The 13,723-nt window shown below is 49.9% G+C and carries 5 protein-coding genes; 4 read left to right on the top strand and 1 reads right to left on the bottom strand.

The window, feature by feature from the left end:
• Positions 1–190 precede the first annotated feature (190 nt).
• The 3 genes from H6G21_RS00990 (at position 191) to H6G21_RS00980 (ending at position 3,591) form a co-directional block, all read left to right on the top strand.
• The gene (locus H6G21_RS00990) at positions 191–1,153 is read left to right on the top strand and encodes a glycosyltransferase (protein WP_190569584.1); all 963 of its coding nucleotides are present in this window, start codon (positions 191–193) and stop codon (positions 1,151–1,153) included.
• A gap of 71 nt (positions 1,154–1,224) precedes the next feature.
• Positions 1,225–1,605 (top strand): DUF2809 domain-containing protein, encoded by a 381-nt coding sequence (locus H6G21_RS00985; RefSeq protein WP_242041568.1) that lies wholly within the window; start codon positions 1,225–1,227, stop codon positions 1,603–1,605.
• 507 nt (positions 1,606–2,112) lie between these two features.
• The gene (locus H6G21_RS00980; RefSeq protein WP_190569579.1) at positions 2,113–3,591 is read left to right on the top strand and encodes a GAF domain-containing SpoIIE family protein phosphatase; all 1,479 of its coding nucleotides are present in this window, start codon (positions 2,113–2,115) and stop codon (positions 3,589–3,591) included.
• A gap of 100 nt (positions 3,592–3,691) precedes the next feature.
• Here H6G21_RS00980 and H6G21_RS00975 read toward each other — a convergent pair whose 3' ends face one another.
• Positions 3,692–4,930 carry a bestrophin family ion channel gene (locus H6G21_RS00975; protein WP_190569577.1) on the bottom strand — a complete coding sequence of 413 codons (1,239 nt, stop codon included), beginning with the start codon at positions 4,928–4,930 and terminating at the stop codon, positions 3,692–3,694.
• Between the two features lie 539 nt (positions 4,931–5,469).
• Between H6G21_RS00975 and H6G21_RS00970 the strand changes: the two genes are divergently transcribed.
• Complete coding sequence (locus H6G21_RS00970) at positions 5,470–13,668, top strand: PAS domain S-box protein (protein ID WP_190569575.1); 8,199 nt, start codon at positions 5,470–5,472, stop codon at positions 13,666–13,668.
• Positions 13,669–13,723: the final 55 nt, after the last annotated feature.

Here is a 13,723-nt window from a genome sequence, read left to right as displayed (position 1 = left end):
AGTCTAGGGTAGTCGCTCTCGAATCGGCAATTTAAGTTTGAACGAAACCGTGGCTTCTTGCAGAATCGGCTGCCATGGAGGCTTCTGTAGAGGCTTCTGCAATTGTGGCTATCAATCAAGTGGGGTGTTGTAATTCCTTGCTCGATCGTGCCCATACTGAAACAACAGCAATGCACCCTCATCCCTATCCATGACTTTTCAGCCAGCGGTTTCTGTCATTATTCCGATCTATAACGGTCAATCAGATCTAGAGGATTTGTTACGGTGCCTAGGGGCGCAGACCTATCCCCGCGATCGCGTGGAATATTTCATAGTTGACAATAATAGCTCTGATAATACGCTGGAACGGCTACAAACGGCGGCTCAGAAAGCGGCTAGCGATGGATGGGGGCTGCGAGTATTGCAAGAATCTGCCATCCAAAGTTCCTATGCAGCCCGCAATCGGGGAATTTGTGCGGCCAATGCACCGCTGTTAGCGTTTACCGATGCCGACTGTCGGCCTGAACCAACCTGGCTAGAGCGTTTGATGCAACCTTTTGAAAATCCTGCGATCGGGTTAGTCGCCGGAGAAGTTCAGGCTCTGCCGGGATCTTCCTTACTGGAACAATACGCCGATCGTCAGGAAACCCTCTCCCAGAAACACACGTTGGCTCACCCCTTTTGCCCCTATGGCCAAACTGCCAACTTAGCGCTGCGGCGATCGCTCTTGGAGTCCGTGGGATTATTTCGCCCCTACCTCACCACGGGGGGGGATGCTGATTTGTGCTGGCGGATTTTACGGGAAACTGCTTGTCAGTGGCACTTCGCAGAATCCGCGATCGTGCGCCATCGCCACCGCCAAACCCTGGCTGAATTGCTCAGCCAGTGGCGTAGGTATGGTCGATCGAACCGCTTTTTGCATGATCTCCATGGCATTGGGCTGATGGCAGAACCCTTACCAAAGTACTATGGCTATCGGCTGGCCCGCTGGGGACTCAAGGAATTTCCCATTGCCCTCCTGCGGCTCCTATTCCGCCAATCCAGTCTTGTGGATCTGATCAATACCCCGATCGGGCTGCTGTGTCTTAATGCCCGATGGCAAGGCCAGCAACAGGCCCAATTACCCGAACCCGCCCGCGAAATTGCGCCCTTTCCCACCAAGGCAGCCCTATGACTGAGAGATCGCAGATTGATCGATCGAAAATTGATCGATCAAAGACCGAAAGATCGCACTGGAAATACCGATTGAGTCTCTTCCTAGCAGCCCTAGTTGCCATTCCCGTTGGGTACGGTGTCCGCTTTGCAACGGGCATCACACCGGAATGGTTTAACAATGCAGTGGGCAATGTTGCCTATGAAAGTTTCTGGATTTTCCTAGTTTTGGCAATTTGGCCAAAATTACGGCCCCCAGCGATCGCGATCGGGGTTTGTTGCGTCACCTGCGCCTTGGAATTTCTCCAACTGTCCCAGGATCCGGCCCTCATTGCTGCTCGCCGAACCCTTCTAGGCCGCTTAGTTTTAGGCACCACGTTTACCTGGGAAGATTTTCCGACGTACTTTTTGGGCAGCGCAATCGGGGGCTGGCTAGCACTGCGGCTTCGCCAACAAGCTCAATCTTTGGACTGATTTTCCAGCCCCCTGACTTTCCAGCCCCCGTTAGGCATCAAAATCGCTAGCACCTAGGGTGCTACAGGTTCTGCCCAGCCCCCATGACTGAAGAACAGGCTAGATTACTCCAAATTTTCAGACAGTTCTCAAATATTAGTGATACTGTTTTTTCAACACTTGTGTATACTTCTCTGGATTAGGGAAATCTATGCTGTGTATCCTTAAATTTGTCTACAGATAATTTTTGGGTACCCCAGTATTCTCCCAATCACCCGTTGACATAACTCGCCTGTGGTATAGCTCCCTGAGGCATAACTCTGTTGGGAGTAGACGTATAGGATTTATCCACAAACTTGAGTGGATTCGTTAATATTGTTGTCCACAGGTTCGCGTTAGACTGAAAGCCCCAATCGAATTCCGATACCGTCAGAATTCTCCCTGGGGCGATCGTAGGGTCTTCAGACCTATGGGTGACTCTGTTTTCATGTCTGTCCGCTTTCATGTCTGTCCTAAGTGCTTCTAACAATGACTGCTGTGCCCCTGCCAAGACAGCCCTCCCCACCCGACCCTCCCGGCAACCGTGCTGCGGGAGCCACTCCTGTTTTGGCGTTAAAAGAACTGGTTGCTCGGCTGAATCGGGAACAGCATAAAATTCAAGATCTCCTCAGTTCCTTGAGTTTTGCGCTTCGGAGCTTTAATAATCTCAACCAATTCCTGGAACTGATTCCCCTGATGGCCAGTCGGGTGACGGATTCCGACGGGGGAGCCTTGGTGTTATTCCGAGCCAATGGTCAGGTGAAGGTCGAGCGGCTCCATTGCCAAGATAATCGTTGGGCACCGGATATTCGGCGGGCGTTGGAGTCGGCGGCGCGCAAAGTGACGAACTCGATCATCAGCCTGCCCCCCAGTGAAGCGATCGTGAAATCGCCCCAGGCGATCGCGAATTTGGATGTGGAAATTAGCCATTATTTGGGGGAAGAAATTCAGATTTTTGGGGCGTCTATCCTGGTTAAAAAGCAGGAACGGGGGCGGCTGTATGTCTTTAGCCGGGATCCAGACTATGCTTGGACAGAACAGCGGCAAAAGCTCGTGCGATTGGTGGCGGATCAAACGGCAGTCGCGATCGAAAATGATGAACTAACGGCAGAGCTACGCAAAAAAGAGCGGCTCGATCGTGAGTTAGAAATTGGTGCAGATATTCAATACCGCCTATTGCCCCGCCAATGCCCCAAAATTGACGGCGTGGAGCTTGCAGCCCTTTGTAAGACCGCAAGTCGTGTGGGGGGTGACTACTATGACTTTATTCCCGCTGCACCCACCCATCCTGAGAGTCAAGATCAACCCGATCATTGGAGTGTGGCGATCGGGGATGTTATGGGGAAGGGGGTTCCGGCTGGGTTAATCATGACCATGCTGCGGGGCATGCTGCGGGCAGAAGTGCTCAACCGGCACTCGCCGGCCCGAATTTTGCAGCACCTCAACCAAGTCATGTATGCGGATTTGGAGAATTCCAACCGTTTTGTAACCCTGTTTTATTCCGAATACGATCCCAAAACTCGTATCCTCTCCTATAGCAACGCCGCCCATAATCCGCCCTTACTCTGGCAAGCTGCGACCAACACCTTACGCCGCTTAGATACGTTGGGCATGTTGATTGGTCTGGAGGCAAATACTCAGTATCAGGATGGTCAAGTTCAGTTGGCATCGGGAGATACGATTATCTACTACACCGACGGCTTTACAGAGGCCGCTAATCAATCGGGTCAACAGTTTGATGAAGAAAATTTAGCGAAAGCATTTCAGTGGGCTTGTCGCCATTACAGCGACCCACAGCAAATCCTGAAGCATCTCTTTGATGCCGTGCAAGGATTTGTAGGCGAAGGCAAACCCAATGCCGATGATATGACCCTAGTTGTCATGCGGATTACAGCAGATAACTCGTTAGAATCTGGCAAGCTGGAGGCTGATAAGCCAGAAGCATCTTCAGTTAACTCTGTCGATTAATCCACTGCAAAGTATTGTTCACTTGCAAAGTATTGTTCACTTACAAAGTATTCTTCATTTCGCTGCAAAGACACACTTCGATCGCGGCTAACCAAGAACGCTACAGGGCGGGCAAGTCAGGTTGAATGGTGGGCTGAATAGGGTAGGTGGGGCTGGAGTGGCTATTGGATTGACTATTGGATTGACTATTGGATTGAATAAAGGGTTTAGTGAGCTTGGGAGTCGATCGTCCCTGTGGAGAGGGATCTGGCGTGCTGGATAAATCTGTCATGGGCAAACCTGTCATGGGTAAATCTGTGCTGGATAAATTTCTGGTGGGTAAATCATTAGATGCTTTAGGGAATGCTTGCGCATTGGGTGATGTTTGCGCATTGGGTAATGCTTGCAGATTTGGGACTGTTTGCGCAGCAGTCTGTACTTTGTAGGGGCGCGTGACGATCGCGTCATTGACCATATTCACGATCGACTGACAAATCTCATTTAAGGGTAAATCATTCACGTCATTGCCAAAGGGATCTTCAATTTCCGCTCCGATCGCCTCCACACAGAGCAAAACAAAACTAATCACTGCCGTGACCAGTCCTGTCCATACCCCCAGCTTCTCAACCAACGCAAAGGGAAGTAGTAAGCAATACAGTAACGTCAACAATTTTAGACACAAAATATAAGCCGAAGGCATTGGTGTCGCTTGAATGCGTTCGCAAACCGTTAAAGCTTCAACCAATTGATTGACTAATGCGTTCATTTCACTGCGTTGGCTACTGTCAAGATGGCCTTGCTCACAGGTTTTTTGCAGATAAATGCTGACCCATAACAGAATTTCTAAAGGGGGATTTTGGGCTGCTTTTAATTTAACGATCGTGCTGGGGTCAACTTGCAAATGGTCTAGTCCTAACTTGCGCTGGGACGCAGATTGCAGGGCATCCAGTTCCCCTTTTTGCAGATAGAGTTTCGTGCAGACAATGAAAATGCTGAGGGATTGCAGAATACGATCGCGCTCAGCTTTGGCGTCACCTTCTAGGCTAATGAGGTTGGTTCGGAGCAGGCGCACTAAATTGCGGATATTGGTCACTAAATCGCCCCAGGCTTTGCGGCCTTCCCAAAAACGATCGTAGGCTGTATTGGTTCGAAAAACCAGTAACAACCCCAAAACCAAGTTGCAAACGACATTTTCCGTTAAGAGGCCCAGGAGGGTGAGGTCGATCGATCCTTCACGTTGGAATAGCCAACCGACATAACTCCCAAAAATTCCGAAGATGACCACTCGCGGCAGGACGATCGGGAAAAAGGAACCACGTAGGTGCAGTAACCCATTGAACCCCTGGAAATGTTTTTGCACGATCGTCTGCCTCCCACGCCATGAGTCGTCTAGAACTCTATTATCTTCCGTTCCGTCAATCCAGTACAAGAGTTTCACTGGAAATCTACTCTCCACTATGCCAGAAACAGACCAGAATGGAACGATTGTCCATTTAAATTTAGCTTTTATTTAAGTTTAGCTTTTCCCCTACAGTTACCCTAGGATTCACAAGAATTCACAGCGCTCTGAGATTGGGGTATTCCATCATCAAGAAGTGATTTAATGATCGTTTTAACATTGCTTCAACCGTGAATTAAAACGTTGCTTGAATGATTGCTTAAATGAATACTTAAACCATTGATTGTCTTGCTTGAATTGGCAAGCATCTCAATCAGATGATTAAACCCATGAGCAAGGCCCCATTAGAAATTGCCCACAAGTTGTCATTGCTTAGAAAGCAGAGATCGCAGGCTGGCTACAGTCGAAAAGTACTCACTTCTCCATAGAACGATCTACCCTGGATCACAGGAAAGATTGTAGGCAGAATTTGTACAGCAGTGCTTAGAATAGGTGTCTAAATGGATCCGATCGTTGAAGTTGCAGGCTATGACCTGGGGGAACTGCTTTACGAGAGCGCCCGTACGTGGGTGTATCGAGCCGTTCGTACCACCGATCGACGATCTGTGATTATCAAGTTGCTGCGAACCCCCTATCCGACGGTCCTAGAGCTGATTCAATTTCGCAATCAATTTCATTGTGCGCGATCGATCCAGTCTCCCCATGTGGTTCAGCCCTATGCGCTGGAACCTTGGCAGAATGGGTTTGCCCTGATTATGGAAGATTTTGGTGGGGTTTCTCTGCCGACCTATCTCGATCGTCGCCAGCGTGTTCATACTGCCTTGGAGTCTTCCCCGGAGACGATCGCTCGATTGCCCCGATCGGCATCACCCCGATCAGCTACAGTGCCCTTGACAGAATTTTTCCCGATCGCCCAACAAATTGTGGATATCCTACAACTGTTGGGTCAACATAATCTGGTTCATAAAGATATTAAACCCAGTAATTTCTTAATTCATCCCAAGACCCAATTCATCAAAATAACCGACTTTAGTGTCGCCTCCTGGCTGCCTAGCGACTCTCCCATGCTGATGCCTCCGCAGCGCCTAGAAGGAACGCTGGCTTACCTGTCGCCAGAACAAACAGGCCGCATGAATCGGGGCATGGATTATCGCAGTGATTTCTATGCGGTTGGCATTACCTGGTTTGAACTGTTGACAGGGCAATTGCCCTTCCAAGCGGAGGATGCTCTGGAATGGGTGCATTGCCACATTGCACAACAGCCGCCCCTGGCCCATGAGTGCAACTCGATCGTTCCACCCATGCTGTCTGCCATCATCAACAAACTGCTGGCGAAAGATCCCGACGATCGCTATCAGAGTGTGTTGGGCTTAAGGCACGACTTAGAAGTTTGCCAGGAAGCTTGGTACACCCAAAGCGCAATTCCTCCCTTTCCCCTAGCCAGCCAAGATCGATGCGATCGCTTCCGCATACCAGACAAGCTCTACGGGCGCGACGCTGAAGTGGCAGAACTGCTAGATGCCTTTGACCGAATTGCGGGTGCTAATCCACTGGCAGAAACGTCTACTACAAATTCTCAGTCAACGCCTTCTCAGTCAACGCCTTCTCAGCCAGCCCCTTCTCCGTGCGATCGTAGCGAACTGATTTTAGTAACCGGCGTTTCCGGCGTTGGTAAAACAGCGGTCGTTAACGAAGTCTATCGATCCATTGTCGTGCAACGTCGAGGATATTGTATTCAAGGCAAGTTTGACCAATCCCAACGGGACAACCCATTCTCGGCCTTTGTCCAAGCGTTACAGAATCTCGTCCAGCAAGTGTTGTGCGAATCAGAACAGCAACTCCGCCACTGGCGATCTCAACTGTTAGCAGCCCTAGGCAAAGATAGTCAGGTCATTCTGGAAATCATTCCAGAGTTAGAACAAATCCTTGGCCCCCAACCCCCCGCAGTGGAACTCTCTGGAAGTGCTGTACAAAACCGCTTCTATCGTTTATTCCAGAAATTCATTCAAGTTTTTGCCAATCAAGATCATCCTTTAGTGATCTTTCTGGACGATTTGCAATGGGCCGATCGGGCATCCCTGCGAATGATGCATTACTTGTTGGAAAGCCAATTGGAAAGCCAAGCATCGTTGTTACTGATTGGTGCCTACCGTGAAGATGAAGTCCCATCCACCCATCCCTTGAGGCTCACCCTAGAGGCCATTGAGCAAGCCGGAGTACGAGTACGAACCTTATTTCTCCCAGCCCTGACTCTATCAGCACTTCGTTGTTTAATCTCCGATACGTTTAGCTGTTATCCCGGCAGTTTGGCCGCTTTAACTCAGTTGGTTTACCAACAAACCCAGGGCAATCCATTCTTCACGAAGCAACTTCTATTTGCGTTGTACAAAGATGGATTCATTATTTTTAATCCTGTACGGGGGGAATGGCAGTGGGATTTGGCCCAAATTTCGGAATGGATGCTGACCGATGATATTGTGCAATTAATGATTGGGCAAATTCACAAACTCCCCCAACAGACCCAAGATAGTTTGAAACTAGCGGCTTGTTTGGGGAATCAATTTACATTAGACACCTTGAGCCTGATCTTAAATCAGTCGGATCATGAGACCGCCGATCGTCTCTGGCCTGCGCTACAGGCGGGTTTAATAACAGCAACCAGTGACATTTATCAGCTCCACCATGTCAAGGCGGACGATCGATTGATTCTCTTGTCACAAACTTGTGATATTGAGACAGATCTACCCGTTCGATCGACCTATCAATTTATCCACGATCGCATTCAACAAGCAGCCTATGAACTGATTCCGGAAAGCGATCAATCCAGCGTTCACAACTACATTGGACAATTATTGCTGCAAAAATTATCCCTGGTTGAACAAGCCGAACGCTTGTTTGAAATTGTCCAGCATTTGAATGCAGGATCTGTCAATGTAAGCTCTGTCAATGCAAGCTCGGTAGCCATGACTGCGCTTGACCTCGCTTCCCCAGAATTACTGGAAATCACACCTTTGATGCTGTCCCAATTGAATTGGCAGGCCGGTGAAAAAGCAAAAAATACAACAGCCTATGCCGCTGCGATCGAATACTTTACCCATGGAATTCACCATTTGCCAACGAATGCTTGGCAGCAGCACTATGATTTAGCATTAGCGCTGCATCGCGATCGGGTGGAAGTCGCCTATCTCAACACTGATTATGCTCAAATTGAGCCCTGGAGTGCAGTCGTTCTGTCCCATGCACGAGATGTCTTGGATACCATCCCTGTGCAAATCACGCGAATCATTACTGCACGGGCCCAGCGTCAGTTTCAAACTGCTTTGCAAATTGGCCGACAAGTTTTGCAAGGCTTGGGGATTGCGTTACCCGAATCTCCCCAACCCTCCGACATTGCAACCGCTGCTCAGCAAACTTGGCACCACTGGCGCGATCGAGCCCAGCAATTGTTGTCAAATCCTACGGTTGCCAATGCCCCCGTGGTGACCACAGAGCCTTCTCCCCTCAATCTGGTGAGTTTGCCTGCAATGACCGATCGTACTTGCTTGGCAGCAATGCAGATTCTGACGAACTTGGTTTCAGCGGCTTATATGGCTGAACCCGAATTATTTCCCTTTCTTGTTTTTAAGCAGGTGGAATTGTCGATCGGACATGGCCATTGTCCAGTTTCTGCGATGGCTTACACTGATTACGCTGCTTTTCTTTGCGGATCTAACAGTGATATTGAAATCGCCTATGAATTTAGCCAATTGGCATTGCATTTACTAGAACAGTTGCCAGCAAACCTCTTCAAAAGTAGAGCCTATTTTGTTATTTCGGGCTTCATCCATCACTGGAAAGATGATCTCCATACTATCCTCCCCCGATTTTTAGAAGGCTACCACAGTGGTTGGGAAACAGGGGATTGGGAATGTGTTGCACTCAATGCATCCAGCTATTGCCAACACGCTTATTTTAGTGGCCAAGAATTGCCTCAACTGGCAGAGGAAATGCAGCTTTACGAGCAAATTATGACTCAGATGAAGCAAGCTGCCCCCTTAACCTTTCATCGCATTTACTGGCAAACCGTCCTGAATTTATTAGAGCAGTCTGGGCAAGCATCCTCGGGGCTGGAATCAAACTCTGGACTGGACGTGCAGGTATTACAATCCGAAGACCATGGTCAGTGTCTTCCCTATCATTTGCAAGGATCAGTCTTTGACGCCGCCCAAATGATTCCTAACCTTCAGGCGGCCAACGATCGTACGGGGTTAGCCCATACTCATTTCAACCAAACGGTTTTATGTTACCTGTTTGGTCAATACGAAGCAGCAGCCCAGTATGCGGCCCTCACGGAACAACATCTGGATGCGCTTGTTGCACAAATTCAAGTCGTTCTTTATCACTTTTATGATGCTTTAATTCATCTTGCCAATTATCGCAGTTCCATTCAAAAACTATCGGCGCTTGAATCGACATCCAATGCCCCTCAGCAATTGACTCTTCAGGAATTGGCCCTTCAGGAATTGGCCCTGACCTTAGAGCGGGTTGCATTGCATCAAGAAAAATTACAGGCTTGGTCTCACTGTGCACCGAACAATCATCAACATCGCTGGGAATTGGTCGAAGCTGAGCGCCAAGCGGTTTTGGGCAATCATCTTGCGGCAATGGACTTTTACGATCGGGCGATCGCGAGTGCCAAACAAAATCGTTTTATTCAAGACGAAGCCCTTGCCAACGAACGGGCCGCCGAATTTTATCTAGCGTGGGGCAAACCGAAAATTGCGCAAGTCTACCTGACGGATGCCTACTATGCCTATGCCCGTTGGGGGGCAACCGCCAAAATTAATCACTTAGAACAGCACTACGCCCACCTGCTCATTCCCCTCCGTCGCAATTTAGGAAACGCTAGTCACGACAGTGTCTCCAATCTCCAGACAACCCTACTCCTGGGACAGGCCCTCGATTTTTCATCCATCATCAAAGCCTCCCAAATTTTGGCAGGGGAAGTGGTTCTTGATCAATTGCTGACCAAATTAATGCAGGTTGTTTTGGAAAATGCTGGCGCAACCCGTGGCGTGATGATTCTACAGGAAGAGCGTGACTGGACGATCGCCGCCATGGTAGATCATCCGCTGACTCAGGTGATTCGTCCCCCCAAAGTTCCCCTAGAATCCCGATCGGATTTGCCCCTGCCCCTGATTCACTATGTCATTAACTGCCAAGAACCGATCGTGTTAGATGAGGTTCGGATTACTTCTTGGTTTGCCACCGATCCCTATTGGCAAACCCATCCGGTCTGTTCGGTGCTGGCAATGCCGATTTTGGGTCAGGGGAAATTGATGGGGATTTTGTATTTAGAAAATGAGGTGACCCCCGCCGCCTTTAGTCATGGGCGGGTGGATTGGTTGAAAATTCTCTGTACCCAAGCGGCGATCGCCTTAGAAAATGCTCAACTATATCAACAACTGGAAGCCTACTCCCAAAGCCTAGAACAACGGGTACAAGAACGCACAGACGCTTTACACCAAAGCGAACGCCGTTATGCAACCTTGACGGAACATTCGCCGGTGGGCATTTTTCGGGCGGATGCCCAAGGAAACAGCCTTTACCACAATCCTAAATGGCTAGAAATGGCGGGCCAATCTTCAGCCGATTCCACGGGTGCCAACTGGGAAGAGGCCATTCATCCCCTCGATCGCGAACGGGTGATTCGGGAATGGTGTACTGCGGTTCAAAATCAGCAAGGGTTTTTCAGTGAATATCGCTTGCAAAAACCGGATGGTACCGTGACTTGGGTGGTTGGCCAAGCCGTATCCGAACAGGATGATCAGGGACAAGTCCTGGGTTACGTTGGCACTGTCACGGATATTAGCCGACGGAAGGCCAGTGAGCAGCGCTATGCTGCCTTGACGGAAGCCGTTCCCGTGGGCTTGTTTCGCTTGGATCACAGGGGGCGGTGTGTATACATCAATAATCGCTGGTGTGAACTGACCCAGCAAGCCCCAGAAAGTGCCCTAGGTCAGGGGTGGCTCCAAACAATCCACCCGGACGATCGTCCATGGGTTTTAACAGCCTGGAGGCAGGCTTATACTGAGCAGGGCGGTTATTACCAGGGCGAAGGCCGTTGCTTGTTGCCCGATGGCCGAGTCTCGTGGTTTTACTGTCAAATTACCCCGGAAATTGACACTGTAGGGCATCCCATTGGGTATTTAGGGGCGATTACGGACATTACTGCCTTAAAAGAAACGGAAGCGAATCTCAAACGGGCTGAAACCGAAGCCAATATTCGGGAACAACAGGTTATTTCACTGCTGAATAATATTCCCCACATTGCCTGGTTAAAGGATCTGGAAAGTCGTTTTCTGGCGGTCAATCAACCCTTTGCTCAAGCCTGTGGATATACCCCGGAAGAATTAGTGGGTATGCGAGATCAAGACATTTGGCCCGCTGATCTAGCGGCTGGGTATGTTCAAGATGACCGGGAGGTCATGCAATCTCGGCAACAAAAGCGGGTGGAAGAACGGCTGATCACGGTTGATGGTACAGAACAGTGGATTGAAACCATCAAAACCCCGATCGTGGCCGATGGAAATGCGGTGATCGGTACTGCGGGAATCGCCATGAATATTACCGATCGTAAAAAAGCTGAACAAGCCCTAGCGAATCTCAACCAAGAATTAGAACAACGAGTGCAACGACGGACCGAAGAATTCCAGCAACAAACTCACTTGTTGCAAACCATTTTGAACAGCATGGGGGATGGCGTTGTTGTTGCGAATGCCGCTGGAGAAATCATTCTCCATAACCCTGCGGTGGAACAAATTACTGGCCTTCAGGGGTTACATTCTCAAACGGAAGAATGGCAAAGTCTGTGGGGCATTTACTTGCCCGATGGCAGCCCCTGTTCGATCGATCAGATTCCCCTAGCCCAAGCCATTCAAGGCCATGCAGTGGATCAGGCGGAACTGCTTCTCCAGAATGCTGTCCGCTCCGAGGGGCTCCATGTTGAAGTGACCGCTCGACCGTTGACCGATGCCGCAGGGACGGTGATTGGTGGCGTTGCGGTGTTTCGGGATGTGACCGTGCGCAAACAGATGGAAGAAGTGCTGCGCCAAACGAACCTGGATCTAGAGCGTCGTGTGGAAGAACGGACGGCGGAACTCCGACAGGCAATGGAGTCAGCGGAAGCGGCTAACCGAACTAAAAGCACCTTTTTGGCCAACATGAGCCATGAACTCCGAACGCCCCTCAATGCCATTTTAGGATTTAGTCAATTACTGGCCCAAGACCCCCATTTGAATTCTAATCACCAGGAACAGCTCTCAATCATCAACCGCAGTGGCGAGCATTTACTCGGACTGATTAACGACATTTTGGAAATGTCCAAAATTGAAGCGGGACGCAGCGTTTTCCATCCCAATCCGTTTGATCTCCCAGCTTTTTTAGAGAGTCTTATTCAAATGTTTCAGCTCAAAGCAAACCATAAAGGACTGCGATTAACTTGGGAGCATCCAGAACCCATCCCGCAATATATCCAAACCGATGAAAATAAGCTACGTCAAGTTCTGATTAATTTGCTCAGCAATGCCATTAAGTTTACCGATCGCGGACAGATTCGCCTGCGAGTCAAGAGTTGTGAGTTCTCGACCCAAGATGGATCGATCGCTCTGACAACCTTCCACTGGATCGATCCACAGCAGGCGGCTTACCTCATCTGTGAGGTGGAAGATACGGGGATGGGCATCGCACCGGAGGAACTCAATCTTCTGTTCGAACCCTTTGTCCAATCTTCGACCCAACCTCGGCTCCAGGAAGGTACTGGCCTAGGCTTACCCATTAGTCGCGAATTTGTCCGGTTGATGGGCGGCGATCTCACCGTTGAGAGTCGCGTGGGACAAGGATCCTGTTTTCGCTTCCATTTACCGATCGAGGCTGTGGCGACGGATCGAATCCCCGCGCCCGTTTTCACGCAACGTCCGATCGGGTTAGCTCCAGAACAACCGACCTACCGCATTCTGGTTGTGGAAGATCATGCTGCCAACCGCAAGCTAATGCTCTCACTGTTACAACCCTTGGGCTTTCAGGTGCGGGAGGCCATCAATGGTCAGGAAGCCGTGGAATTGTGGGAACTGTGGCAACCCCATCTGATTTGGATGGACATTCGGATGCCCGTGATGGATGGCTATGAAGCCACTCAACAAATTCGGCAACGGGAACGGTTGCTCCCCGATCGGCCCCCAAGTGACATTGCTTCCCGCCGCGCACTGCCCGCCGTGACCCCTTCCCTGCCCACCAAAATTATTGCCTTGACCGCTGGAGCCTTTGAGGAAGAGCGAATGAAAACCTTGGCGATGGGCTGCGATGACTTTGTCCCCAAACCCCTGCAAGACCGTCTGATTCTCGATAAATTAGTGGAGCATTTGGGTGTGCGCTACTTATTTGCCGAAAGCCCACCCCACCCGCCAGCCGCCCCGGAGGTGACGGCGGCCCCTTCCGTTGAGGATGCGCTGGTGGGCCTGCGCGCGATGCCGATCGATTGGGTCATGCAACTGAGACAAGCGACGATCGAAGTCCATGTTGAACGACTGCTTGAGTTAATTCAGGAAATTCCCGCCCCTCTCTCCGACCTTCACCGCTTGATTGCCAATAAGATTCAGTCCTTTGACTTTGAACACATTTTAAATTTGATCGCCCAAGAATATCCCCATATAATCCCCTAAAAGCCCCTCCCGGGTGATGGTTTATTGCTTTGATGAGTCCATCCTATTGATTGAC

This window comes from Alkalinema sp. FACHB-956 (assembly GCF_014697025.1).
GTDB lineage: Bacteria > Cyanobacteriota > Cyanobacteriia > Leptolyngbyales > Leptolyngbyaceae > Alkalinema.
Note: the sequence above shows the minus strand (reverse complement) of the source record. Positions and strands in the feature narration are given on the sequence as shown.